Origin of the sequence: Paenibacillus sp. BSR1-1 (assembly GCF_030403775.1) — a bacterium.
Taxonomy (GTDB): domain Bacteria; phylum Bacillota; class Bacilli; order Bacillales; family Cytobacillaceae; genus Neobacillus.
Map to the genome: position 1 here is coordinate 112,372 of NZ_JAQMWQ010000002.1, position 26,133 is coordinate 138,504.

At 40.6% G+C, this 26,133-nt stretch carries 22 protein-coding genes; 13 read left to right on the top strand and 9 right to left on the bottom strand.

Annotation, left to right across the window (positions count from 1 at the left end):
* Positions 1-296 precede the first annotated feature (296 nt).
* Together PH210_RS03750 and PH210_RS03755 are read right to left on the bottom strand one after the other, a co-directional pair.
* Positions 297-1,781 carry an amino acid permease gene (locus PH210_RS03750; protein WP_289983158.1) on the bottom strand — a complete coding sequence of 495 codons (1,485 nt, stop codon included), beginning with the start codon at positions 1,779-1,781 and terminating at the stop codon, positions 297-299.
* Positions 1,782-1,917: 136 nt separating this feature from the next.
* The gene (locus PH210_RS03755) at positions 1,918-2,823 is read right to left on the bottom strand and encodes a MurR/RpiR family transcriptional regulator (protein ID WP_289983160.1); all 906 of its coding nucleotides are present in this window, start codon (positions 2,821-2,823) and stop codon (positions 1,918-1,920) included.
* A gap of 181 nt (positions 2,824-3,004) precedes the next feature.
* Here PH210_RS03755 and PH210_RS03760 point away from each other — a divergent pair, with 181 nt between their 5' ends.
* Positions 3,005-3,577 (top strand): DNA-3-methyladenine glycosylase I, encoded by a 573-nt coding sequence (locus tag PH210_RS03760; RefSeq protein WP_289983161.1) that lies wholly within the window; start codon positions 3,005-3,007, stop codon positions 3,575-3,577.
* Between the two features lie 40 nt (positions 3,578-3,617).
* Here the strand turns inward: PH210_RS03760 and PH210_RS03765 are convergent, their stop codons facing one another.
* The 3 genes from PH210_RS03765 to PH210_RS29885 all read right to left on the bottom strand — a co-directional run bounded on the left by PH210_RS03765 (position 3,618) and on the right by PH210_RS29885 (position 5,388).
* The gene (locus tag PH210_RS03765) at positions 3,618-3,782 is read right to left on the bottom strand and encodes a hypothetical protein (RefSeq protein WP_289983162.1); all 165 of its coding nucleotides are present in this window, start codon (positions 3,780-3,782) and stop codon (positions 3,618-3,620) included.
* 115 nt (positions 3,783-3,897) lie between these two features.
* Entirely contained in the window at positions 3,898-5,013 is a 1,116-nt protein-coding gene (locus tag PH210_RS03770) for a metallophosphoesterase (protein WP_289983164.1), read from the bottom strand.
* A 186-nt stretch (positions 5,014-5,199) separates the two neighbouring features.
* Positions 5,200-5,388: a YuzK family famiily protein gene (locus tag PH210_RS29885; protein ID WP_483312078.1), complete on the bottom strand. Its 189-nt coding sequence runs from the start codon at positions 5,386-5,388 to the stop codon at positions 5,200-5,202.
* Between the two features lie 332 nt (positions 5,389-5,720).
* Here PH210_RS29885 and PH210_RS03775 point away from each other — a divergent pair, with 332 nt between their 5' ends.
* From PH210_RS03775 to PH210_RS03825, 11 genes are all read left to right on the top strand, one after another.
* Positions 5,721-5,972: a hypothetical protein gene (locus PH210_RS03775; protein ID WP_289983165.1), complete on the top strand. Its 252-nt coding sequence runs from the start codon at positions 5,721-5,723 to the stop codon at positions 5,970-5,972.
* 280 nt (positions 5,973-6,252) lie between these two features.
* Positions 6,253-8,451, top strand: a complete 2,199-nt coding sequence (locus PH210_RS03780; RefSeq protein WP_289983166.1) for a heavy metal translocating P-type ATPase — start codon at positions 6,253-6,255, stop codon at positions 8,449-8,451.
* Between the two features lie 114 nt (positions 8,452-8,565).
* Positions 8,566-8,901 (top strand): metal-sensitive transcriptional regulator, encoded by a 336-nt coding sequence (locus PH210_RS03785; RefSeq protein WP_289983168.1) that lies wholly within the window; start codon positions 8,566-8,568, stop codon positions 8,899-8,901.
* A gap of 13 nt (positions 8,902-8,914) precedes the next feature.
* Positions 8,915-9,121, top strand: a complete 207-nt coding sequence (gene copZ, locus PH210_RS03790; RefSeq protein ID WP_289983169.1) for a copper chaperone CopZ — start codon at positions 8,915-8,917, stop codon at positions 9,119-9,121.
* Between the two features lie 129 nt (positions 9,122-9,250).
* Positions 9,251-9,562, top strand: coding sequence for a YfjL-like protein (locus tag PH210_RS29890; RefSeq protein WP_483312079.1), 312 nt, complete (start codon positions 9,251-9,253; stop codon positions 9,560-9,562).
* Positions 9,563-9,856: 294 nt separating this feature from the next.
* Complete coding sequence (locus PH210_RS03800) at positions 9,857-11,383, top strand: multicopper oxidase domain-containing protein (RefSeq protein WP_289983172.1); 1,527 nt, start codon at positions 9,857-9,859, stop codon at positions 11,381-11,383.
* Positions 11,384-11,437: 54 nt separating this feature from the next.
* Entirely contained in the window at positions 11,438-12,751 is a 1,314-nt protein-coding gene (locus PH210_RS03805) for a multicopper oxidase domain-containing protein (protein ID WP_289983175.1), read from the top strand.
* A 185-nt stretch (positions 12,752-12,936) separates the two neighbouring features.
* Positions 12,937-13,071, top strand: coding sequence for a hypothetical protein (locus PH210_RS03810; protein WP_289983177.1), 135 nt, complete (start codon positions 12,937-12,939; stop codon positions 13,069-13,071).
* Between the two features lie 236 nt (positions 13,072-13,307).
* A complete protein-coding gene (locus PH210_RS03815; RefSeq protein WP_289983178.1) occupies positions 13,308-17,738 on the top strand; it encodes a multicopper oxidase domain-containing protein in 4,431 nt (1,476 codons plus the stop codon).
* A 62-nt stretch (positions 17,739-17,800) separates the two neighbouring features.
* On the top strand, positions 17,801-19,996 hold the full coding sequence (locus PH210_RS03820) for a PKD domain-containing protein (RefSeq protein ID WP_289983179.1): 2,196 nt from the start codon (positions 17,801-17,803) through the stop codon (positions 19,994-19,996).
* Positions 19,997-20,144: 148 nt separating this feature from the next.
* Positions 20,145-20,678, top strand: coding sequence for a hypothetical protein (locus PH210_RS03825; RefSeq protein ID WP_289983180.1), 534 nt, complete (start codon positions 20,145-20,147; stop codon positions 20,676-20,678).
* Between the two features lie 69 nt (positions 20,679-20,747).
* Here PH210_RS03825 and PH210_RS03830 read toward each other — a convergent pair whose 3' ends face one another.
* From PH210_RS03830 to PH210_RS03845, 4 genes are all read right to left on the bottom strand, one after another.
* Positions 20,748-21,506, bottom strand: a complete 759-nt coding sequence (locus tag PH210_RS03830; protein WP_289983182.1) for an anti-sigma factor — start codon at positions 21,504-21,506, stop codon at positions 20,748-20,750.
* A 4-nt stretch (positions 21,507-21,510) separates the two neighbouring features.
* Positions 21,511-22,077, bottom strand: coding sequence for an RNA polymerase sigma factor (locus tag PH210_RS03835; RefSeq protein ID WP_289983184.1), 567 nt, complete (start codon positions 22,075-22,077; stop codon positions 21,511-21,513).
* 169 nt (positions 22,078-22,246) lie between these two features.
* Complete coding sequence (locus PH210_RS03840; protein WP_289983185.1) at positions 22,247-23,521, bottom strand: MFS transporter; 1,275 nt, start codon at positions 23,519-23,521, stop codon at positions 22,247-22,249.
* A gap of 21 nt (positions 23,522-23,542) precedes the next feature.
* Positions 23,543-24,850: an alkaline phosphatase family protein gene (locus tag PH210_RS03845; RefSeq protein ID WP_289983187.1), complete on the bottom strand. Its 1,308-nt coding sequence runs from the start codon at positions 24,848-24,850 to the stop codon at positions 23,543-23,545.
* Between the two features lie 185 nt (positions 24,851-25,035).
* On the opposite strand from PH210_RS03845, the gene PH210_RS03850 reads away from it, so the two are divergent.
* Positions 25,036-25,950 (top strand): alpha/beta hydrolase, encoded by a 915-nt coding sequence (locus tag PH210_RS03850; protein WP_289983189.1) that lies wholly within the window; start codon positions 25,036-25,038, stop codon positions 25,948-25,950.
* Positions 25,951-26,133 lie beyond the last annotated feature (183 nt).

Genomic DNA, 26,133 nt, shown 5'->3' on the forward strand with positions numbered 1-26,133 from the left:
CTGAAACCACAAGCGGGGGACAAATATGGGCAACAGTCTAGGTAAAAATGATGAATCATAGAATAAAGTAATAATAATAATTAGATGAAGGTGAACCATTGTGTTTTTATTTAATTTCTTTAATAACAAATGTGCGATTTGCAAAAGGAAGGTAAAGCCTCTTAGAACCTATATCAATGATAAAGGTGAAACTTTAAAAGTATGTATTCCTTGCTCGGAATATGCAGAAAGACGTGCGTATCGAATTAAAAAGTAAAACAGCCAGGCTGATTGCCTGGCTGCTTGATTTTTAAAAATTATTCTCTGCTAAAATCGGCTTCTTTTAATGGTACCATTTTTGACTTTTTAGTTATTTTATAGCTTAAATAACCCAATATAAATAGTGGCAGTCCAATATAGGAAACAGCAATTCCATACCAGTCAATCTTATCGCCGATAAAGGCTTGATAATTGGTTCCGAGCATGGCAATTAAACATAACACTGTTGCTAAAATTGGGCCTAATGGGAACCATTTTGCTAAATATGGCAGCTCCTTAAAATCTCTGCCTTGAGCGACAAAGGCTTTTCTGAAGCGGAAATGAGTGATGGAAATACTTAACCAAGAGAGATATCCAGCTAAGCCTGCCGCATTCAATAACCAAGAATAAACGGTACCGTCACCAAATAGGGAAGTCAGGAAGCAAAGCATACCAACTAATGTCGTAATATATAAAGCGTTTACTGGTACGCCTCCTTTATTTACTTTTTTCAAAAAGGCTGGAGCTTTACCTTCCTCCGCCAATACCCATAGAACACGTGACCCAACATATAGAGATGAGTTTCCGGCAGATAAAACAGAAGTAAGAATGACAGCATTCATAGCTGCGGCCGCAAATGCAAGTCCTGCATGCTTAAATACAAGTGTGAACGGACTGACGGCAATATTATCAAGATCTCCGCCTAATAGATTCGGATCCTTATAGCTGATTAATGCACCAATAATGAAAATGGCTAAGACATAAAACAATAGAATACGCCAGAAGATTTGCTTAATCGCTTTAGGGATATTTTTCTCTGGGTTTTCACTTTCCCCAGCTGCAACCCCAACCATTTCCGTTCCTTGGAAGGCAAATCCCACAACCATGAAGACACTGAAAATGGACAATAGACCGCCTTTAAAAGGAGCCTCACCTTTTGTGAAGTTGTCAAAACCGCCAGTGTGGCCATTCATAATTCCAAAAATCATCAATAAACCGACAGCGATAAAAATGATGATAGTTGCCACTTTGATAATGGAAAACCAAAATTCGGATTCTCCATAGCCTTTTACAGATAATACATTAAGACCAAAAATCATGGCAAGGAATAGGGCGCTCCAGACGATTCCTGGAACATCCGGCAGCCAGTATTTCATAATTAAAGCTGAAGCTGACAATTCAAGTGCAAGAATGATCGCGTTGTTATACCAATAGTTCCACCCTACAGCAAAACCTAAAGCAGGGTCGACAAATCTGGCAGTATATGTACTAAATGAACCAGAAATAGGAATAAATGCAGCCATCTCTGCAAGACTTGTCATTAAGAAATAAACCATAATCCCTGCGATAAGATAAGCAGCTAAAGCACCGCCAGGACCGGCATCATGAATGGTTGTCCCACTTGCTAAAAATAGGCCGGTTCCAATTGTTCCGCCAATGGCGATCATCGTTAAATGTCTTGTTTTAAGCTTACGTTCCAAATGCTCTTTTTCTGGTAAGGAGGATTGTACAACAACGTCAGATTTACGTGCAGAATTTTGCATAGAAACACCTCTTTTATAATGAAATAATAATAGCTAGTTTAAATGTTAGATCGGTAGTTGTTAATTGAAAATATTTACCACGTTAATGTTTTATCGAACTCATGTGTGATAGCGTTTACAATAATTTTGATTACACTTATTCATTAAAAACATTTAAGCTGGTATACATTTTTTCTAATTTTTGTTGATGTTTTTGGACCCGTTCCTGGTCTTTTTCGTGGATCCCTTCAATAATCAAATCCACTAAGCTGATAACGGATGCGATTGAATTGCTGCCAGTTAGGGCATTCTCCTCTGTGGTTAGGACAATATTTGCAATTCTTCCAACAGGTGAAAGCAGGCGATCGGTTACGGCAATTAAACATATATCATTTTCAGCTACATATTCAGCTAATTTAATCGTGTCATTGGAGTATCTCGGAAAGGAAAAAACGATCACTACTGAGTCCTTCGTAAGGTTTGAAAATTTTTCTAGAAATTCTCCAGTAGGTGAACATAATGTTACATGATCTCTAATGGAGCTGAGCATATAGGAAAACCAGTAGGCAGCTGCATGAGAAAGCATATGTCCGGCGATTAACACTTGATCTGCCTTGATAATGGTATCAACGGCTTTCCAAATTTCCTCGACATTTGATCGATTAATTAATTGCTTTAAGAGTTGGATCTCATTTAAAATTACTCTTTTAAACGGGTCGCTGTTTCTGAAAGACAAGCGGTTATTATTTTCAGAATCTGCTTGATTCTCCTGAAGGAGCCCTTGTTGAATCGTCGTTTGCATTTCGCTAAAACCTTCAAATCCTAATGCATAGGATAATCGTATTACGGTGGTTTCACTTACAGCTGCCTGCCGGCCAATCTGAAAGGCCGTTTTGAAGGCGGCTTGGTTGAGGTTTTCACTCAGATATTTGGCCACTTTTTTTTGACCTGCAGATAAGTCGGAGAACCTATTCCGAACCAATTGTTGAAAAGAGACATTTTCCATTCTTCCGTCCTTTCCAAATGAAGGGAATCCTTCATTTAATTTTCTTGGTGCAGTCAATCCTTTTTCTGTTATATACACTATCATAAGTTAGTTAAAATGAGAAGGAGTATTTTTATTTTTTAGATTATTTTGATTAACGTAAGAAAATGGAATGTATCAGTCTTTAGAATTCGGACTAGATAATAACGAGGAAATCAATGATAATAGAAGGAATTAAACAATTAGGGAAGTGGAAAATTTGAATCGATGCGGCTGGGTAAATAAGGACCCATTATATATCCATTATCATGACGAGGAGTGGGGAGTGCCTGTCTATGAGGACCGTTTGCTGTTTGAGTATTTAAATCTTGAGGGAGCCCAGGCTGGTCTAAGCTGGTATACGATTTTGAAAAAGCGGGAGAATTATCGGAAGGCTTTTGATCATTTTGAAGCAGAAAAAATTATTACATATGATGAAAAGAAGATTGAGGAGCTTTTATTGAATGAAGGAATAGTTAGAAATAGGCTGAAAATCAATGCGGTAATTACCAACGCAAAGGCGTACTTGAAGATCATAGAGGAAATTGGCTCCTTCAGTCAGTATATCTGGTCCTTTGTGGGTGGCAAACCAATTCAAAATCACTTTAAGGAATTAAAAGATGTCCCTGCATCCACGGAAATCAGTGACAAATTAAGCAAGGATTTAAAAAAACGCGGTTTTAAATTTGTCGGCACTACGATTTGTTATGCGTTTATGCAGGCTGTTGGAATGGTAAATGATCATATCCTAACGTGTGACTGTTATCAAAAAACAGCAGAGTTGAAGAATTAAAAAAGGCGATCATCTCTGTGAAGAGATATCGCCTTTTAATCTATTTACTTAACTTGTTTTCCAAAAGGAAATCTGAGGTTGGCAGGGTAATAATTTTTCCGCCAATTTGAACGTGAATGGTATCGTTAAATATGGCCTTAACAATTCCTTTTAAAGAAATTGTAGAATTAACCGAGATTTTTTTTGATTCAGAATGATTTGCCAAATTAACCAACACCTTTCAAAAATGTTATTTTATCTATTATATATGATGGAAAGTAAAGAATGCGAGAAAAAATATCAGAAAAATGGAAAAATTATTAAATATATTGAAATGGCAATTATTTTGATTCCATAAAGGATACATCAATTTGAATAATTTCAGAACGGCTGCCAATTCGAAGCGGAGGACCCCAAAAACCAAAGCCTGATGACACAATCGTATGAAGCTGATTTTTCTTCAAGTAACCCCAGTCTACTTCAAACATTCTCCTTGTTATGAGATGGTTTGGTGCCAATTGTCCACGATGAGTATGCCCTGACAATAGAAGGTCAACTTGATTTTTCTCTGCTTGAATGAGATCCGATGGTTGATGATCCATCATTAGGATCGGAAGGGTATTAGGTATATCAGATAATAAGTCAGAAATAGACTTTCGATTACGATCGGTTTTGTCTTTCCGGCCTGCTAAATAAAAGCTGTCAGCAATGGTGATTACTTCATCTAGTAATATAGTAATGCCGATCTGTTCCATTTCCTGCAAAAACCGTGGAATTCCGCCTCCATAATATTCATGATTTCCTAGAACCCCATATACGCCTAATGGAGCAGATAGCAGCTTCAATACATCTCCCATTTTCTTTTGGATAAATGGCTCAGGATCATCGTCAATGATGTCACCCGGCAATAAGATGATATCGGGATTGAGGGAGTTCACTTCGTGAACAAGCCTCCTGGCATGCTCTAAACCTGACAATCTGCCAAAATGCATATCGGATGCCATCGCGATTTTAAGATTCGAAAGATTACTTGCTTGATTTGGAATGGAAATAGAAAACTTACGAACAATCGGGCTGTATGCGTTATAGCTGCCATATATAAACACAATAAGAAATGCCGAAAATACGATACTTCCAATCCAATTAACGACAGCAAGTGAAGGGAAATTGAAAAATATCAAAATCAACCCAACAAGGTTCGCAAGTGGAAGGAAAAGGACAGCGTATTGAAGGAAGCCAAACCAATATGCGCCCACTATTTTAAAAATGGCGATTTTTTTCAGAAAATAACCAATAAGATAGGAAAAAGATATTAGTCCAACAATGAATCCATATATCCATTTGTCCTGAAGTCCAAATGCGGAGTGAAGCCAAACCCATCCATTCCAGCCAATATAAAACGTTAACGCTGAATAGAGAGTAATCATTAGCGTAAAACGTATGATCCGTTGATTCATAAAAACCTCCCTTAGTAAGGTTTCATTAGGCATAAATACCTGAAATGTAGTTCAAGTATTGCATGAACGTTTTTTGAAGTCAATTAATCTACACAAGGGTATTGGGGACCAAAATAATTGGGTCACGTAGAAGTTTTCTACGTGACCCTTCTTTATGTTTAAGTTATCCTTTGGTTACCAAGACCATCAAAATGTAATCCCGTTTGCCCTTTTTCCTATATAATTTATGTGTAATTTCCGGTCTAATTCTGTAAGTGTTCGCTGGTATTTTTGATGCTCTCGCTCACTTCGTTTTTCAACCTTCATCCTGACTCGATGGTTCCTCTGATAAACCTCGTAACAAACTCCATGGGCTTTCATCATCGCTTTTTCCATTTCATTTGTGTAATTCAGCTTTAAATAATGAATAACGAATCCCTCCGGTTAATTTCGCTTTGAGCGATTATTTGTCGTGCACAGTTTTAATCTTAGCATTCAGATTTTGAATGCACAAAGTCGATATAAAGGGGTGTGGCGGGGTATAGTGGATTGAGATGGAACCTCAATAAATTACCTCGTGCATGCTTAAAGATTGAACCAAATCCTTCCTTTAAGAGCATGTATTGTTAAAAATGGGCATTGGGACAGTCTTGAATAATGAAACAGTCAAATCATAAGAGCGTCTAATATAGTAAGAAATAAGTCAACATCTGAAAGGAAGAACGCCTATGTTCTTTTTTATAATTTTTCTTTTTGGACTCCTGTTACCATTCCTTTTGTTGAAATTTAAGTCCAAATGGGCGAAATGGATTCCTGCCCTTCTATTCCTAATAGGGACATTCATTATAGGGATAAAAGCTTGGATCTTTCCAGGTCAAGAGATGTCAGCATTGGGAGACATTATCTATTTTATGATTCTTGGCTCTGCCACAATAGGGGCCATTATTGGGGCGATAATTGTGGGGGTTATGAAGAGGTAAAGGGCTATCTGTTAGCTCTTTTTTTATTTAAATGTTGTGTCTAAGGCACTTTTGATTTTTTTACACTTGTTGATTGGAGCGAAGCGACGAGGAGGCTTCCTTGCACGCCCGCGGAAAGCGAAGCGCCTGGAGCGCAAATCAACAACAAATTTATCAGTACGTATTGAAAAAAATCCGGAAAAATATTTTATTTTTTATTGACCAAATAGGGTAGGGGGGTATAGTATATAAATATAAGATAAATAATAAAGAAATTCCAAATAGATTGGAGGAAAGAAAAATGAGTTCTGATTTAAAAGAAATTCAATTACCGATAACAGGTATGACCTGTGCGGCGTGTGCGAACCGAATTGAAAAAGGGTTAAACAAACTAGATGGGGTTCAAGAAGCAAATGTAAACCTGGCGCTTGAAAAAGCGGCAATCAAATATGATTCTGCAGCAACAAGTGTTGATAATTTTATTAAAAAAATAAATGATCTCGGATATGGCGTAGTAACGGAAGATAACAGCACTAACACTCGCCAACATGAAATCGAAAAACAAAAAGGCAAATTTATTTTTTCACTAATCTTATCCTTTCCGCTACTTTGGGCGATGGTTAGTCATTTTGAATTTACCTCGTTTATCTATCTGCCGGAAATGTTAATGAATCCTTGGGTGCAATTAGCCCTGGCTACTCCTGTACAGTTTATTGTTGGAAAGCAATTCTATCTGGGCGCTTATAAAGCACTTAGAAATGGAAGTGCCAATATGGATGTCCTCGTTGCACTTGGAACATCAGCCGCTTATTTCTATAGTTTGTATGTATCTATCCTCTCAATTGGAAAGGGGCAGCATTCTTTAGAGCTCTATTTTGAAACCAGTGCTATTCTCATCACGCTGATTATTTTAGGTAAATTGTTCGAAGCCAGGGCAAAGGGCCGCTCCTCTGAAGCCATTAAAAAGCTAATGGGTCTCCAGGCAAAGACTGCAACAGTGTTTAGAAATGGCCAGGAGCAAGCCATAGCCATCGAAGAAGTTATAGTTGGCGATATCATTTTTGTAAAACCAGGTGAAAAGGTCCCCGTGGATGGCGAGATTATCGAAGGCCGTTCGACCCTTGATGAATCCATGCTGACAGGTGAGAGTGTTCCAGTTGATAAAACAATCGGAGACCAAGTGATTGGCGCCACCATAAACAAAAACGGATTTATTAAAATCAGAGCGACGAAGGTTGGCCGGGATACGGCCTTAGCACAAATAATAAAAGTGGTGGAAGAAGCCCAGGGGTCGAAAGCTCCAATTCAAAGGTTGGCCGATCAAATTTCAGGAATTTTCGTACCAATTGTCATTGGAATTGCGGTTTTAACATTCCTCATTTGGTTTATTTGGGTCAGCCCAGGAAACTTTGCGGAAAGCTTAGAAAAAATGATTGCAGTGCTTGTCATTGCCTGTCCATGTGCGCTGGGACTTGCGACACCAACTTCGATAATGGCTGGATCCGGCCGTGCGGCAGAAGCCGGCGTTTTATTTAAAGGCGGCGAGCACTTAGAAATGACACATAAGATCACCACAATCGTCCTTGATAAAACAGGAACGGTAACAAATGGAAAACCAGAATTAACAGATGTCTTTGTGGAAGGACCATTTGATCATGAAACATTTATGCACTTGGTTGGTTCGGCTGAAAAGCAGTCTGAACATCCTCTTGCAGAAGCAATCGTAAAAGGGATTAAAGAAAAGGGAATTGAGTTGGTTGACCCAACTGAGTTCGAAGCGATTCCGGGATACGGAATAAAGGCGATAGTCGCAGGTATGGAAGTAGTAATCGGAACCCGTAATTTACTCAATCAATTCGGAATACCTTTCCAATCTTCCGAAAAGATGCTCGAACTAGAGGAAACGGGAAAAACAGCCATGCTGGCTGCGATTAATGGCGTATTTGCTGGAATTGTAGCGGTAGCCGACACTGTTAAGGAGTCTTCAAAAGAAGCAATAAAGAAATTAAAGTCTATGGGCTTAGAAGTAATCATGATGACAGGTGATAACATTCGCACAGCCAATGCGATTGCGAATGAAGTGGGTGTCGACTCTGTAATTGCCGAAGTGTTGCCAGAAGGAAAGGCGGCTGAAGTCAAAAGGCTGCAGCAGGAAGGAAAACTTGTTGCTATGGTTGGCGACGGAATCAATGACGCGCCTGCATTGGCTGTTGCTAATATCGGAATGGCCATTGGAACTGGAACAGATGTCGCAATGGAAGCTGCCGATATAACCTTAATGAGGGGCGATTTAACTAGCATTGCCGATGCCATCTATATGAGTAAGCAAACCATCAGCAATATCAAGCAAAATCTTTTCTGGGCCTTTGGTTATAACACACTTGGAATACCAATCGCCGCAATCGGATTTCTCGCACCATGGCTGGCCGGTGCAGCAATGGCCTTCAGCTCCGTTTCCGTAGTCTTAAACGCACTGAGACTACAAAGAGTTAAACTCTAATATTGGTATGAGTTGAAAAGAAAATAATATAATAAATTCGAACAAATAATGTCACACGATCTTCGAAATACGGTACCGGGGTATGATATAATAACAAAAAAGGAGGCGGTCTTGATGTCTTTAGATCTTGGCAAAGAAGAAGAATCCTGCTGTGAACCTGAAGGGAGCCATCGGAAAAGCCACCATTCAGATAAAGTGAAGAACAATCTGATTACAAGGTTAAACCGGATTGAAGGCCAAATTCGCGGTATTAAGGGACTTATCGAGAAAGATACCTACTGCGATGACGTAATCAACCAAATTTCCGCCACCCAATCAGCACTTAATAGTGTTGCCAAATTATTACTTGAAGGACATATGAAAAGCTGTGTCGTAGAGCGAATCCAAGATGGGGATTATGAGGTTTTGGATGAGGTCTTGACAACAATCCAAAAATTAATGAAAAAATAATGGAGGAATCAAAATGGAAAATGTAACGTTAAATGTAAGCGGAATGTCTTGTGGTCATTGTGTGAAAGCCGTAGAGGGCAGCGTCGGAGCTCTTCAAGGAGTTAAAAAAGTGGCAGTTAAACTTGACAAGGGACAAGTTGATGTAGAATTTGACGCTAATGTCGTATCCTTAAACACCATTAAAGAAACCATTGATGATCAAGGATACGATGTTAAATAAAGATCACAACAACACGAACCGGAGGGTTCGTGTTTTTTTGAATTTTTCTGTCTGTCCTAATGCGAAGAGGGAAGGAATAATTCAAAAAAACGTCGAATATTATATTTTAAATATTCAGATAATTGTGAGGTGAGGTGTATTAAGGCCACAAAAATAATTTTATGGTTGGTATCCTTGCTATTACTCGGATTTAGCTTTTATGTATACTCACAATTTTATGGAACACCATGGGAGAAACAACAACAAGAGATGAATATGGAAAAATATTTAGAAGAAAAATACCATCTTGATTTTGCCATAAAGAAAACTAGATATAACTTTTTAAGTGAAACCTATCAGGCCTATGCTTATCCACTAAACCAATCCCAACTCCTATTCCTGGTCGAACAATCTCCAAATTCGAAAGAAGGCTATTCAGATACCTATTATAAAGTAAAATAAATGACTCCGGAAATAAAGCCAGGGGTCATTCTATTTTTTTGATAATAGTAAAATCGACCTATAAAACTTTCGGAATTAAATTAGTAATTTTCCCAAGTAGCGCTGAATAGTTATAAAGTACCGTCAAATAGAAAAAAATCCAACAATAGAAAAGAGAGTGTGCACTCCAGGAGATAAAATAGTCCTTTTGGAGCATTTTTTAATAGGGAGGTTTGACCTTACTGATGACGGCCCCTAGTCCACCATGAGGAAAAAGAAAAAATCTGATCTTTTATGTGCTTAAAGGAGGAAAACATGAAGAGAAGAGATTTTGTAAAGTATGCGGGAGGCGGCATTGCATCATTAATTGTAGGGAGCGTCATGCCTTCATGGATCTCCAAAAACCCGTTGCTTGCCACCACTACAAAACTAGTTCAGGAACTTAATTTTACTATAACGGATGCCGTAAAGGATATGGTTACGCACAATTCAATAAATAAGGCACAATGTTATTTTTGGTTTTATAAAGAGAAAACTTTCCCAGCAGAGGTTCCAGGTCCTCATATTTTTACAACGGCTGGCAATACCGTAAAAGTTACACTAACCAATTCCCTCGATGAACCTCATGCGTTTTACATAAGCGGATTGGTTGATAGTGGACCTATACGTCCAGGAGAAACAAAAACAATCGAATTTACGCCGCAAACAGCGGGTACTTATTTATATTATGATAATTTAAACGCACCTGTAAACCGGGTGATGGGACTTCACGGGGCATTAGTAGTCATGCCAAGTAAGGCTGTGAGCGGGCACCGTTTCACCCCATATTCTAATCCAACTCCGTCTGTCCAACAGTTATTCGATGATTTTGGTTCAACTGAACATTTTCCTGGAATAGCATGGGAGGCAGGGGATGATGCCACCCATACCCCCGCATTTAGACAATATGTTTGGGTGCTTCATGAGGCGAGCTCCCGTTTGTTTGAAGAGGTAGGGAAATATACACCTGGAAAAGATTATCCGGCTGCCCAGTTCATGAAAGCTTTTCAATTTGACCGATACAGGCCGGATGGATTAAACAAAAAACCTGAATTCTTCACAATTAATGGACATTCAGGCTGGTTTGCGGCCCATAATCCTTATATTACCCCGAACCATAGGGTTGGAGAGCCAGTTGTAGTCAGGATTTTAAACGCAGGGCTGTCCATGCATTCTTTACACATTCATGCAAACCACGTCTACCGAATTGGGGTAAATGGCGTTGTTCAAGAGAATCCCATTTGGATGGACACTTTAACGGTTGATCCGCTGGAGATATATGAATGGGCCGTTCCGTTTATTCGTCCGCCTGATGTTCCGAATGAGCGTGGAATCGGGCTTCCTGATAAACCGTTAATGTCCATCCCGAATCCAAGGATTGTCGGTTCGACCCCTCACCCTGTCTGGCCGCCTACAGAGGAATTAAACATACACTTGCCAGACATTGGTGAAAAGGTCGGTGATTATGATCTCGCTGTTCAACTATCACCAATTTGTTATCCCATGCATGACCACTCGGAAGCAAGCCAATCTTCGCAGGGCGGAAACTACGGCCTGGGAATGATGAGTGGACTTCATTTTATTGGAGATCGGAATACACCTGGAGGAGTAACGACTTTTCCGAATGCTCCAACCTATCATGGTCCGGTCGAAACAGGAACTGCTGCAGGACCAGAAATGGGAATGGATGGATCTCATACCATGACATCCAATACCACAAACACTAATGCACGAACGCAGATAATCAATAACCCGATTAACACTGATCCCGTAAAGAATGAACACCAATCACACGGAAACTAAGAAATAGATTCATAGTCTTGAAAAATATTTATGAATGGGCGAAGGAGAAATGCTATGTCATCATCAAAACCAGGTTATCAAATCCCACGCAGGTCAGTTAAAGGCCATGAAGCCAGCTGGGTAAAATCATTTAATCCGCCTAAGGCCAGTCCGCCCACGCCGGAGCTCTTAGCGCCGACAAATCCTGTCCCTGCCTTTGTTGCAGCAAATATTCCGGGTGCCACGATGCAGATTCCGAACACGCAAAGGGTTGACTTGATGCATGGCACGGAATTAAAAACGTGGGACGGCAAGAAACTGGAATTCTTTCTAATTGCCAATCCTGATGTCCCGGAAGCAGCGGATGGAATCTTTCCAGGTCCAACGATCCGTGTCCCCCGTGGTGTTATTTATCATGGACAGGTTAAAGGACATGGGCAGCCTCCTCATACCGTTCACTGGCATGGGATTGAGCCAACAGCTATAAATGATGGGGTAGGGCACTGTTCAATGGAAATAGGAGACTACGCCTATCAATGGCAGCCGAATCATATAGGCAGTTATTTTTACCATTGTCATAGGAACACTCTTCAGCATTTTGAGTATGGCTTATATGGTTTTCTTATCATTGAGCCGCCTGATGCGTATGACCCAAAGGATGGAAAAAATGTAGGGGGTTATCCACGTCGGACAGCCGCAAATCTTACAAATTTCCCGAAATTCCCTGGATTTGTTGGGGGCAGTCTTGAAAGCGGTGATCCACATGCGATGACGGTTCCATATGATGTCGAGGCATTATGGGTTATTGACGATATAGATTCCGTCTGGCGTGAACAGGCACAGGATGCACACCAGACCTTCCCTGAGCATGGGGATGAACCTGGTATCAATGATGAATTTCACTTTAATGGCTCTGGAAAGTACAATTTCTTTGCCTTTAATGATTACAATCCAGATTATTTTGTAGTTACCGGCGAATATTTCCCTGGCCGTGTAGGGGGGACTGCGACTATGCGCTCTGGTGTGACCGTACCTGCCGCCTATAATAGCGGAGTTGAGGGAATGCAGATTTCCATCAATGCAAAAATCAACCAGACAGTCCTAGTTCGGATGCTATGTGCCGCATATGTGAAAATCAATATTACGTTCCCGGTGGATGTCGTCGTGATTGCCTGTGATGGACGTTCCTTTGGTGTTCCTCCGTTTGGTAAATATAATCATCCATACACGCTTAAGGCCGGTACACCGTTTGAGATGAGTACGGCACAGCGCTGTGATGTTTTATTCAGGACTGAAAAACCAATGAATACATTTGCTCAAGTAGAATATAGACATCATTTGAGCGATGCGTTTCTTATAAATGGCAGGATTCCGATTACAGTTAAGTAATCGTTGGCAGACAGCCTCCCAGGCGATAGGGGGGCTTTTTTAAGGACATTTGTACTAGTTTTCTTTTATTTTGAATAAATTTACTTATCATAATTTTCTGATTTATGGAGGATTTGTAATAGATTGTGAGAATTTAAATAGATAATCTTTCTAAATTCCTAGGAACAAAGAAGGGGGTGTATTTTATGAGAAAATTAATGGTATTATTTTTTACAGCCTTTTTGTTGATCCCATCTATTGCGAGTGCGCATACGCAGCTAACAGCTTCCACCCCCGCCGAAGGAGGGATTATTTTTATCCCTCATCCTTTAAAGCTTTAAAAAAACGAGTGTCGTCTTTACCGTTGTTTTTGCTATTAGTTTTATTCTCACAATATATTTAGGACTAATGTTCTCTGTAACAATAACAATATAGCCGGAAGGATGATAAAAGTAATATTAGATAAGTCCTAATCATATAAATTTTTGTAGTGTTTTAATCATTTATTTATGCTATTAATTTTTGACCTGCTATTGGGAAATTTTTATCATTTTAATAGAAGGTGAAGTGGTCAATTTTGAATAAAAAGTCGCTGTTTCTACTTTTATTTAGCTTAATTATTTTATTGACCATTTCTGCAATTTCTGTAGGTTATATTATAAAATCATCTCAGCCACCACAGATGCTAGCCCTTGAAAAGACGAGCCAGGCACCAAAGATTGTGGCCGCATCCAATCAAAGTCTTTCAAGTGCTCAAGTCTCTTCATCCAACCACCATGATCCATCACAACCAAACAAACAAAACTATCCCATTTTGCGAACTAACTCAGCGCAGGGGGGAGCCCCGACCTTAACTGAACTGACAAAAAATTTACAAAATAAATGCGAACCAGCCTCACGCGTTCGTTATTTCGAAATAGTTGCTCTCAATATAGATATGGTATACAACAAATTTGGAGACCATGATCCTGATGCCAAGATTTATGCCTTAAAAGAAGAGGCTGATGAAATACAAAGCTCGATTGCCAGGAATCCCGGCAAACCGGTCAAAGAAGTGCAGCCACTTACCATTCGGGCGAATAAGGGTGATTGTATTGAGGTTACTTTTACCAATAAGTTAAAAGAGAAGTCCTCGATTCATATTCAAGGAGTGGGCTATGATGTTAAGGGATCGGACGGAACGGCCGTCGGATTTAATCCCGATTCCACCGCCGCTCCAAACACAGAAATTCACTACCGTTGGAATGCCGATGAAGAAGGTACGTTCCTTTTTTCCAATGGTGCAGACTTTACTTATTTTACCGATCCTGCCCATGGTAAAGGAACTATGGGAGATGGCTTGTTCGGCGCTTTAATTGTAGAACCAGAAGGAGCCAAGTGGACGGACCTGCAAACGGGGAAAGAGATCAAGAGTGGACTATACGCCAATATTGAACTCCCTAATCAACCAGATTTTCGAGAATATGCTTTATTTTTCCATGATGGTATTGACGCAATTGCCGGCGGTACTAAACCTGCTCCACCTAAACCGCAAGAGGAAAACCCTCTTCCAGAGCCTCCAGATGGAGACGGGCAGGAAGTGAACGGCATCGAAAAAGAGCTTTATGCGGTTAATTACCGGGCTGAGCCATTAGATGAACGAATGCAAAACGCATTAACCAAAGATGGAAAAGACGCTACGATGTTTTATTCCTCATGGGTATATGGAGATCCTGCAACCCCGATTACCCCTGCCTATATTGGGGATCCGATTAAATTTAGAATAATTGGGGCCAATCAAGATGAAAATCATGTGTTCCATCTTCATGGACACCGCTGGAAAAGTGAAACGAAAAAGACCAATACGGTGGACTCCGAAACTCTGAATATCGGGAGTGCCGAAACACTCGATTTGACCAATAATGCCGGATATATTCAGGATGGTAAAGGGGCACCAGGTGATTATTTATGGCATTGTCATTTGTTTCCTCATTATTTACAAGGAATGTGGGGATTGTTAAGGGTTTTTGATAAATTACAACCGGATTTATTGCCGCTTAAGGACAGAAAGGCCCCAGAAAGTCCTACCGAAGCGAACCCAGGATTTCCGAAATACATTCCGGGAGAATTAGGGAAACAAGCTCCTAAGCCGCCGGATCCTGAGCTGCGCCCGCCAACAGAGGGTGAAAAAGCCGCATTAGGGGCATTGGTTCCAGGTGCTCCCAATTTTGACCGCTGTCCAATGAATGCTCCCGTTCGAAAATATAACATTGTAGGGATTGAAACGGACATTGTCTACAATAACGCAGGAGATCATGACAAGGAAGGCAGGATGTATGTCCTAGCAGAAGATGAGGCCAAGATCTTAAACGGAACCTTAAGGCCCCGCCCTCTTGTCATTCGCGCCAATGAAGGGGATTGCGTCGAAGTGACATTGGAAAACCATTTGTATAAGGCTAAAGACCCTAACAGGCTTTCAATCCATATCCATTTTGTCGGCTTTGATCCGCTTGGATCAGATGGAACAGCGGTCGGCTGGAACTATAATCAAGGTGTTCTTCCAGGTGAAAAAATTCGTTATCGCTGGTATGCCGATGAAGAGGGGAATATTTTCTTCCATGACCATATGTCAGCTGGCGAAAAAGGCTTTCATGGGACGTTCGGGACATTAATAGTAGAACCAAAAGGCTCAAAATGGCTGAATCCTAAGACAGGACGGGAAATTCAATCGGGAACGGAAGCGATGATTGTCCCGCCTGATAAAGAGGATTTTCGTGAGCAGGTTCTCCTATATCACGATTTTGCCCGGATGTGGGATAAAAATGGAAATTTACTTCCGTTGGAGTCAGATCCATCCCAAGTATATAAAGCCCATGGATATGCCGCAGTCAATTACTCGAATGAACCATTCTTTAGAAGAAATAATGCGGATCCAGCCTATGTATTCAGTTCCTGGGTTCATGGTGACCCGCAAACACCTATTATTGAAGCCTACCCTGGCGATCCGATTAAAATCCGGTTAATACAAGGCGCCCATGAAACACAGCATAACTTTAATATCCATGGATTAAGCTGGAAAAAAGAATCGGGAAACAAGGATTCAGAGATAACATCGACCCAATCCATTGGAATGTCAGAGCAGTTTTCCATGGAAATACAGCCAAATCCGGTCGGTGTCAAACAAAGGGATTATCTATGGTCATCCCAGCCAATCGAAGATTTATGGAGCGGATTATGGGGATTTGTTAGGGTTTGGGGCGAGCAAAATGCCGGTTTGAAGAGCCTGCCGGACCGACCAGCTTTGAAAACGAAAACGGACCCGGAAAAAATGAAACAAATGAAAAAAACCAATCGTAATCCGATAAAACCGAAGAGTACCGGTAATCCATGCCCGCCTTCGGCACCAGTGAAAAAATTTGATGTGACTGCTTTTATGAAGGATATTCAGTATAACAAAGCGGGGGACCATGATCCATTTGGAATCATGTTTGCTTTAACCCAGGATGTTTCCTCCATTCTAAAAGGTCAAAAAAGTGCCGAGCCCCTTGTTATCCGGGCTAATGAAGGTGAATGCATTCAAGTGACGTTGAAAAACAACTTGCCGTTTAAACCGCCAGTAAATAAGAATGACCCAGACCTGCTAATGGCAGGGCAAGTATATTGGAAAAATTCTAACCGTATTTCCCTTCACCCGCAAATGGTCCAATACGATGTACAGGGATCGGATGGTGCAACTATAGGCTATAACTATGATCAAACCATCGGTCCAGGAGAAGTCATTACCTATAATTGGTATGCAGACAAAGAGTACGGGGGCACAATCCTTTATGATTATGGGGACATTCGCAGTCATCGATTGCACGGCGCCTATGGGTCGCTCATCATAGAACCGAAGGGTTCTCAGTACAGAGATCCGATGACCGGGAAAACCTTATTATCCGGCGCTCGTGCTGATATCGTTGTCCCTGATAAACCTGATTTCAGGGAACAGGCGCTTATGTTTTCAGATGGACTTTTTACAATTGGAAAGGATGGCAGTGCGCCAACCCCTGGTGAAGTGGATCCAAAAACGGGTGAACATGCTGATATGGAAGACCGTGGTGAAAAAGGGATTAATTATAGCTCTGAGCCGTTTAAACATCGTCTGGCTAGCAACCCAGATAAGTCACTCGTGTTCAGCTCGGTTATTCATGGTGATCCTTCAACTCCGATTCCAGAAGGCTATGTAGGGGACCCAATACGTTTAAGAGTAATGCAGACAGCAGACCGCTCGAGAGGAAGTGTCTTTACCCTTCATAGCAATCGCTGGCATTATCAGTGGACGGATTCTAATTCCAAGCTTGTTTCGAGTCAGGGATCGCTGACTACCGGAGAATCGCTCGATATTATTCCGATTCAAAAAGAAGGTTTCCTAAATCCGGCAGGTGATTATCTCTATCGCGAGATGAAGCTGAGACGATATTTGGAAGGTGGCTTATGGGGAATTATCCGCATTCATGACAAGCCGAAAAGCCAATTGCTCCCGCTTCCTGACCGACAGCCTAGTCCACCTCTAAATGTTAGAGAAGGGAAACAATCCAAAACCATCGTTTGGGATAGCTTAGTAAGCAAGGATATTGTCGGTTACAACATCTATCGGAAAGCGATTCTTGAAAAGGAATTTAAGAAGGTAAATAGGGAGATTATCAACACGAATTCATTTACTGAAACAGATCCGCTGCCGCCAAAAAATTATTATTATGCCGTTACCGCGGTCGATCGTTATGGTAATGAATCGTTATATAGTAAGGAAATAATCACTAGTCCATCAAGAGTAAAAACGTTATGGAGTAAAAAGGAAGAGCACAATAAAACTGGTCACATGTTTAGCTATAAAACTTTGCAGCCTAACGAATATCTGGAGATAAAAAATGAGGATTTGAGTTTCATAGAACCTTTGTTTCAAAATGTAAGAATCGAGATTAATAAGATAGGAAAAGAATATCCAGGTTTCAGTAAACCAGTTGAAGTAAGAGATAAGGTTAGTTAAATTACCCATTTTGAAGTAATTTTTCGAAACATATTTCCATTTGTAAAGGTGGGCGGTTAAGGTTGGAACCTAGAAAAAATATTCATTCTAGAAAAAAAATAGAGCGGAAAAGAAATCCTTTAAACCGATTATTTATTATGATATTAACAGTGCTAGTTGTGCTTAGCGGAGGTATTTTTTGGGCTAAAGCCGAAACAATTCAAAAGCCAGATTTTAAATTGAAATCATACGGGCCAATTGATGAGGATAATGGATTTCCTGTATGGTACAAGGACAGCGCTGACACCAGGCTGCAGCTTTGTCTTGATGTAAACGACCCTTATTGCGCATTAATACCTGAGGAGATTCCTAGACCAGATGAGCCCATTTCTCTCAAAAATAATAATTTTCCAGAAGAAGGCTTTTACCAGTTAGCAAGTTCAGTAATCGATCTTCCGAATGGAGGAAGAGCAGTTGGTACCTTTGCTCTTGAAGCCTCTTGGGCTAATGGAATCCCGCAAGATGGCGACCAGATTGTTTTCGGAAGAGTTCGTTTTCGAATTGATGGACTAGTGACAGGAAACACATACACCATCACCCATCCATATGGCGTTGATAAATTGGTAGCTACTGCAGCCGATAAAAAAGATCCTACAAATGGGGAAATAAGATTTGTAGAAGACATTGGTACCACTGGCGGCTTTACTGCGGCCATGAACAGTCGTATCGGACGATTTTTAAAATGGGATAAGGATGCACCGCCAGGCTATGTCGGAGATCCCAACAGGGATCATGCAATTACCGGCGGCTACAATAATCAGAACTTTTTCAAAGTAGAAGGTGTCGGAATTGGAAAAGGTTCTTGTGGCGACAACTGTGCCGAAACAGACCAGTTCAGTCTGATGGGGAAATTAGCGACTAAAGCAGGTGTAGATGTTGTAAGGGCAACGTATAGCCGTAATGTTGATCAGGATGGTAAAGCATTAGATGGAGGCACAGTCGATGTTTTTGCTTCAACTGAAGAGGATAAAGCATACGACATTGATGTTACCACAAATAAACCAGGAGATCTCCCTATCAGGATGAGGGGGGCGAATGGCAAATATTTTGCACGAATTCCTTTTACAGGGGATACCCCGCCATTAATAACAGTAACGAATAAAACCGACAAACCTGTTACTGTCAAAAAGGATATTAATCCTGTGGATAAAATAACTGGGTCTGCAACTTATAATATAGGGAATAAATCCCTTTTTGTTAAAGCGTTATCGAGTGATAAAGTGAATAAGACAGAGCTTACAGTTGAAGGTTTCCCTGGAGTTATTCCCGAGAGTGGTGTGAATATACCAACTAATTATGTCCCGCCTTCCATTACGATAAAGTCGTCTATTGGCGGGGAGGTTGTCATTCCGGTTGATATTGACGGGGATCCATTTGGTCCGCTTGTAGCAAATGCTGGTGCTCCATTGACGGTCAGGGTAGGTAATTTAGTTACACTTGATGGCACGCAATCGATTGGTGTTGTACCTGGAACTACTACAATAAAATGGACACAATTATCACCTGGAGCTAAACCAGTTACCTTAACAGGTGCCGATACGTTAACTCCGACGTTTACCGCTGCAACTGGAATGGGTGTGTTGGAATTTCAACTGTTGCTGACAAATCCTAATGGAGTCACATCCACCAGCACGGTAAAAGTGACGGTAGAGAATGTGGCGATTCCAGACCCAATCCCAGATGTTGGATCAGATCAAAAAGTTGTTCAAGGTACATTAGTCACCTTGGACGGCAGTAAATCAAAAAATGCCATCGATTACACTTGGATACAGACAGATATTAATCCAAAAGTAACACTGGATATGACAAATCCAGTTAAGCCAACGTTTATGTTTCCAAAGAAAAATGTTAAATACACATTCAAATTACAAGTAAAAGGTGCTAATGGAAAGATAGTCGAGTCCACCAAAGCAGTTAGCATTTCCACAGTACCGGATAATATTTCCAATGTTACTGCAGAATTCCGTACAAGGATATCGACATGGAGGGTGGATGGCAATTCCGATATATTTGGTCCAGGTGTATCGGTGACCATCTATCTGGTAGATACTGATGCGAATGGCAATCCCAGAGAACGTGAATTAGGAAAGGCAGATGTAGATACGTTAGGTGTTTTCAGGTTTAGAGGTACGGGTCCTGCACTCAATCAGGGAGGTACACTTAAAATAGTCTCCAGCTCTGGGGGAATAAAAGAGAATGTATCATTTGTACGTAAATAATTAATATTTTTAATATTCCCCTGCATGAATATTCTTCTACCGAGAACTTCCTGCAGGGATTTTTTTTATTTTCTTCGAACCGTATAGGCGAACATTTCGTTAACTTATAACGAAAGCCCAATACGATATACGAAGGAGATGTCTGTTTATGAAAAATCGTTTCACCCTAGTAACAGTATTATCATTAATTTCTATGCTTTTGTTTGGTGCGGTGGCCTTTGCTGCGGGAGTACCTGATTTTACGCAATTAGGTTTTCCAAAGGTAGTGGCTGAAAAGAAAATTGAAGCAGGAGAAGCGGCGAAAATTAGTCATAGCGGAATTAAAATTGATATTCCATCTGGAGCATTTAATAATGGTGTAAAATTTCAGGTGCTTGAAGGAGATAATGATAACTTCCAAGCAAATGCTCCTTCCGGTCAAACGGTGATTATGAATTTTGCTTTTAGAGTATTAGATTCAAAGACAAATGAGATTATTGGTAAGTTTAATAAACCACTTATGTTCAGCTTTAAAGATAAAGATGTTAATCAGTGGAGTATTTACAATAACGTGACAACAGACGGGACCATTGCTCCGAACCAGGTGCCTGCCGTAATTGACGGTAGAACATTAACACATGGGATTGGCGGCGCGCCTGTTGGCTGGGTGATAACATCCCCAACAAACAGCATCAAAAAATAACGGAATACCAAAATACTTAAGCAAAAAGCCCCTGATTCTCATTTCCGAGAATCAGGGGCTTTATTTCTTCTAAGTACCTAATACCTTTTTTCCACGGGGCTGGGTTCCATTGGCATCTGGTTCGAGTGAAACTCCGATCGCATCAAACGCTAAGTCATCACCATGTAAGGGATAGGAAAGGAAGCCATTTCCATCCCGATCCACTTGAAATGTACCACAGCTGGTTCGTTTTCCATCATGGATTAACCAAACCTGATAGGCTTCTGAACCTTGAGTGGAGGCCAGTCCTTGAACCTTAAACACCAGCTGTCTTGTATCACCCTGCTGATAGATCCAGGCATTTCCTTGTGCGGAGCTTGAAGCGGGATCCGCAGATTTTAATGAATAAACTTTTACGACCTCAGCAGGGAGCTGTGTTTTTTCTTTTACATTCGCCAGCTCTTCCCTAAGTTGAAAATTATTCCACAAAACACCGCCAAAGGTTAATAAAAGGACTGCAGCAGCAGCTCCAAATACGGTTTGCCGAATACGTCCTATTGGTTTAGAATCTGGACGAGGTCTATTTTCCACAGGGGTGGTAGTATTATTAGAACTGTCATCTTGAAAAATGGCATTCATGACTTCTGACTTTAATTCAGAAGGTACTTCAACATCATCCAATTTAAAAGGGATCAAATTCCACGCCTCCCGCATTTCTTGGACTTCATTGCGACAATCTGAACAATTTAAAAGGTGTTCTTCAAATAGAATCATTTCTTCTTCTGTTGCTTCGCCAAGCAAGTAAGAGACTAATTCAATGGACAATGAACAGCTATGATTAATCGTCATTTTTTCATTCCCCCATCTCCGTAACCATACGATTTCTTAAGATTTTAAGAGTTTGATGCAGCCTGCTTTTAATGGTGCCGATTGGTTCTTGTTTCATATCCGCTATTTCGCGGAGCGTATAGCCTTCCCAGTATAGCCATTGAATCAGTTCAATTTGGCTGTTTGATAGATATTGATAGGCTTTTTGTATTTGTTCTCTCAGGAGCTTTCTTGATACAATCTCAGCGGGATTATTGGCAGGATATCCAGGGATTTGCTCCAATTGTTCCTGCCCAATCGAGACAAACGCAGCATCCTTTTTATCTTTCCGATGATGGTCAATCGTGATATTTCGTGTAATGGTGAGAAGCCAATTCACAAACTGGCCTTTTTCAGGGTTGTACCCCGAATCTGACGTCCATATCCGCATAAAGACAGCTTGGACAATCACTTTGGCTTTATCAGGATCCTTCGTCGCTTTTAAACTGAACGAGTATACAAGTTTTATATAGCGATCATATAATTCTTCTAAAGCAGGGCGATGTTTTTCTTTAATTAATTGCATCAACTCGACATCACTCTTATTTTGCATAAAAAAGGCAATCCCCCTCATCATTTCCCTGATCTCTTTACAAAAATAAACGAATCAAAAAGAAAATCGGTTTGTAACATTATATAGAAAATTATTTGAAATTATGGTGACAAGCCCCTTGTTTATTAAAAAAATAGACCTCGCCGTGGACGAGGTCATAGACAGGTTTTTATTGAGAAATAGAATTTGATTTTGAGATGTTGGTTGTTTCTGGTACTCTGAGGAGGATCAGACCGCCAATGATGAATAAGACGACTAAGCTGAATACTCCGCTGTTTGTATTTCCTGTTACATACGCTGTAAATCCCATTAGTGAAGGTCCTAGAATAGCTGCGAATTTATAAAAAATACTATAGAAGCCGAAAAATTCGTTTGCATGATCCTTTGGAACAAGCTTGGCAAAGTAGGAGCGGCTTAATGCCTGAATTCCTCCTTGTGAAGAAGCAACAAGCATCGCAAGAATCCAAAAATCTAACGTTGTTTTTAGGAAATAAGCATACGTACAAATGACGATATACACAAATATACCGACGAGCAGCATGGTCTTGGCATTAAATTTATCGGCTAGTTTCCCATATAAAACAGCAAATGGCGCCGCCACGACTTGTGTTGCAAATAAAATGATTAATAGACTTTGTGAATCGATACCTAAATCTGCTCCATATGTGGTTGACATGGTAATAATTGTGTTAACCCCATCAATATAAAAGAAATAAGCAAGTAAAAATAGAAATAGCGGGCGATATAGTTTAATTTTGGAAAACGTCCCAAAAAATTGTTTGAATCCATTCACAATCGGGTTTGGCACACGTTCCTTATAATACACCTGATTTACATTCCTTAGCATCGGGATGGTGAATAAGCCCCACCACAACGCTGTGATTGCAAATGAGATTTGGCTTGCAACTGAAACGGAAAGAGGTAGGATTTCTTGCTGCGCAAGAATGATAAGGGCTATCCCAATAATAAAGGGAATCGTGCTGCCGATATAGCCCATCGCATAGCCTTTTGATGATACCTGATTCATTCGTTCTTCGGTCGTCACATCAACTAGAAAAGCATCATAGAAAATATTGGTGCCGCCAAAGCCAATCACCGTGACCATATAACAGATTAGAAGGATTAGCCATTGGTTGCTTGGGACTACTGCCAGTAAAAAGGTAAAAATAATGCCTAAAGCAAAAAAGAAGGTGAAAAATCGTTTCTTGAATCCTTTGAAATCGGCGATGCTGCCCAAAACAGGTGCACAAATGGAAATTAGCAAGGTCGCAAACGAATTGGCATAGCCCCAGTAGGCTGTGGAGGTTGCCGCCGCAAGTCCTGCCTCATTGGCAGCTGCCTTAAAATATAACGGAAAAACGGCAGTGGTGATTATAATGGAATAGGCAGAATTGGCCCAATCAAATAAAACCCAGCTTTTTTCTTGCTTTGTCATCCGGCTCATCTCGTATCCCCCTTTATTTTTTTATAAATCTAGTAATTCTTCAACCACGCTTCCATCTGTATCGCCTAAGCTGACACCGAGTAATCTTGCGAAGGTTGGGCCTTCATCAATAAGTCGGATTTCAGGCAGGGTGATGTGCCGAATCCCTTTTCCTGCTGCCATTAGAATCGTTCCATAATTCTCTTTCTCTGGTGAATACCCGTGAGTGGCCAGGGTGTATTTTTTATCGAGAGTTACTTCTTCTTGTGTAATTGATTTGAGATATTCTCCTTCATAGTCTTCTAGAAAGTAATATCCCTTCCTTGCCTCTAACATAAATGCACAATTTCCGTCTGCCCCTTTTTCCGCAGCCTGTTTACCTGTGAAAACTTTTTCAATTCCGGAGTCAGGATCTTGAAGCAGGGAATCCAGCAGTGTCTGGAGGTCGCGGATTGTAGTTAGATCTTCCTGGTCCTTAAGATAAATATATGCGGAGCCATCACAACTTTTACAGTAGGCCTTCCAATTAATTATTTTGCCTTTTGGATTGGTGGTGATGAGGTTTTGCTTTTTCAAAAGAACATTTAGATGAAGCGCTATATTTTCATCCAAGGCACTATGATCACCTAATACAACTATGGTTGAGTTTTCTTCGATTCCACTTTCCTTTAGTGCATCGAGGATTCTTCCAAGCCGATTATGATGGCGGTGAATCGCTGCGATCGCTTCAGCGCCGGCAAAACCGTGATAATGGCGCTGGGAATCTAAATCAGTAAAGTGAATCATCATTAAATTCGGCTTCTTTGTTTTTATGGTATCTACTGCTGATTCGAGCACAAAGTCGTCCAACTCAGGCTGATTCAAACCGTTGCGTATATGTCCGAAGCGTTTATTTAATTCCCATTGAAACCGAGGGGTTCCACTCATTAAAGAAACAAGAATTTGATTTTGCCATGGGCGGTTGGCGAAAATCTCCGGCATATTAAAATCAATATTGGCTTTGGCTGTAACAGGCCATAGCAGCGCTGCAGTAGTCATGTCTGCTTTTTTGACTTCATCATAGAGGGTTGTGCCTCGAATGGAATCACGAAACCAATTCCAGTCCGGGGAAAGCCTTGCAGGCTGGAGCAGGGTATTATTTATGACTCCATGGCGGATTGGGTAGTTGCCAGTCACGATTGTGGCATGACAGGGATATGTGACAGATGGGTAGATGGATTGAACATGCTGGACGTAGGCCCCGTTGTTTAGAATGGTCTTAAAATGGGGCAGGTCTTTAATGATGGGATAATCTAAAGCTGAGAGACAATCAAAGGATATAATAATTAAATGGTCAGTAAGACGATTCATGAAAAACCTCCGGATAAGGTTGTACCAGTTAATTCAATTGTACTACAGGAAGGTAGAAATGGAAGAAGGGTCAAAAAAAATTTACGGAATCTTTGAAAAATTAATATTGGAAATAATATGCAATAATGATTTTTCTAGTATAATGTAAATATATAAATCGTTGGCTTATAGAGGGGTAAGGAATCATGACAAGTTTCAAAAGTTATTTTTTAGAAAAAGTAATTAAACTTTCTGTTAAAAGAGTTATGGGAAAACGGATGCTGGAAGTGGGGATTGAAGAAAGACGCCAAAAACTTGATGCAGCTTCAAAAAGGTTAAGGATGCCTAAAAACAGTATTGTTGAATCCATTCAGATAGAAGGAATGTATGCTGAGTGGATTTCCTTTCCAGATTCTCTTAATGATAAGGTGATTCTGTATTTACATGGCGGCGGGTATGAATACTGCTCCGTTCAAACCCATCGTACGCTTGCGGCTGGAATTGGGAAGGCTGCTGGAGCGAAGGTTTTGATCCCAGAGTATCGGCTGGCACCAGAGCATCCCTTTCCCGCGGCTATTGAAGATGCCGTCCGTGTTTATCGGTGGCTGCTTGAAGAGGGATATCAAGCTTCCAATATTATTGTTGCAGGGGATTCTGCTGGCGGGGGCTTAAGTCTTGCTGCCGCTTTAGTTTTAAGGGATCAGAATGAACCGCTCCCTGCTGGGATTGTTTGCCTTTCACCATGGGTAGATTTAACAAGCAGTGGTGAAAGCTATGAAACAAACAGAAATTTGGACCCCTATTTGAATGTAGAGGGTGTATGGAAAGTGGCCCGCGAATATGCTGGCGGGGAATCCCTAGACCACCCTTTGATTTCACCTGTTTTCGCTGATTTAACAGGACTGCCGCCATTGCTTATCCAAGCGGGTAATCATGAAATTTTGCAAAGTGATGCGGAGCTGCTCGCCGCCAATGCAAGAAAGGCTGGAGTCGATGTATCGTTCAAAGTATGGGATGGGATGTGGCATGTTTGGCAAATGAGTGGCGATTTTTTGCCGGAAGCGAGAAACGCAATTCAAGAAATTGGAAAATTCGTGAAAAGAATATTCAATCGAAGGTAAATCGTAATAATATTGCCAAAATTTATACGGGATTTGAACTATTAGCTTTATTTTAATGATCTTGAATGTTAAAAGTTGTTTAAACGTTTCTGGTTACGCAGGAGCGTTTTTCTTTTATTAAAATAATTTTCATGTTATAAAATTTGTTTTGTTGGAACATAATGGAAAAGTCCTAAATTACAA

What these genes read in the sequence shown, in the direction of transcription:
- PH210_RS03750 (WP_289983158.1), bottom strand. Translation starts at nt 1,781, where the DNA reads ATGCAAAATTCTGCACGTAAATCTGACGTTGTTGTACAATCCTCCTTA.
- PH210_RS03770 (WP_289983164.1), bottom strand. Translation starts at nt 5,013, where the DNA reads ATGAATCAACGGATCATACGTTTTACGCTAATGATTACTCTCTATTCA.
- PH210_RS29885 (WP_483312078.1), bottom strand. Translation starts at nt 5,388, where the DNA reads ATGGAAAAAGCGATGATGAAAGCCCATGGAGTTTGTTACGAGGTTTAT.
- PH210_RS03775 (WP_289983165.1), top strand. Translation starts at nt 5,721, where the DNA reads ATGTTCTTTTTTATAATTTTTCTTTTTGGACTCCTGTTACCATTCCTT.
- PH210_RS03780 (WP_289983166.1), top strand. Translation starts at nt 6,253, where the DNA reads ATGAGTTCTGATTTAAAAGAAATTCAATTACCGATAACAGGTATGACC.
- PH210_RS03785 (WP_289983168.1), top strand. Translation starts at nt 8,566, where the DNA reads ATGTCTTTAGATCTTGGCAAAGAAGAAGAATCCTGCTGTGAACCTGAA.
- copZ (WP_289983169.1), top strand. Translation starts at nt 8,915, where the DNA reads ATGGAAAATGTAACGTTAAATGTAAGCGGAATGTCTTGTGGTCATTGT.
- PH210_RS03800 (WP_289983172.1), top strand. Translation starts at nt 9,857, where the DNA reads ATGAAGAGAAGAGATTTTGTAAAGTATGCGGGAGGCGGCATTGCATCA.
- PH210_RS03805 (WP_289983175.1), top strand. Translation starts at nt 11,438, where the DNA reads ATGTCATCATCAAAACCAGGTTATCAAATCCCACGCAGGTCAGTTAAA.
- PH210_RS03810 (WP_289983177.1), top strand. Translation starts at nt 12,937, where the DNA reads ATGAGAAAATTAATGGTATTATTTTTTACAGCCTTTTTGTTGATCCCA.
- PH210_RS03825 (WP_289983180.1), top strand. Translation starts at nt 20,145, where the DNA reads ATGAAAAATCGTTTCACCCTAGTAACAGTATTATCATTAATTTCTATG.
- PH210_RS03830 (WP_289983182.1), bottom strand. Translation starts at nt 21,506, where the DNA reads ATGACGATTAATCATAGCTGTTCATTGTCCATTGAATTAGTCTCTTAC.
- PH210_RS03835 (WP_289983184.1), bottom strand. Translation starts at nt 22,077, where the DNA reads ATGCAAAATAAGAGTGATGTCGAGTTGATGCAATTAATTAAAGAAAAA.
- PH210_RS03840 (WP_289983185.1), bottom strand. Translation starts at nt 23,521, where the DNA reads ATGAGCCGGATGACAAAGCAAGAAAAAAGCTGGGTTTTATTTGATTGG.
- PH210_RS03845 (WP_289983187.1), bottom strand. Translation starts at nt 24,850, where the DNA reads ATGAATCGTCTTACTGACCATTTAATTATTATATCCTTTGATTGTCTC.
- PH210_RS03850 (WP_289983189.1), top strand. Translation starts at nt 25,036, where the DNA reads ATGACAAGTTTCAAAAGTTATTTTTTAGAAAAAGTAATTAAACTTTCT.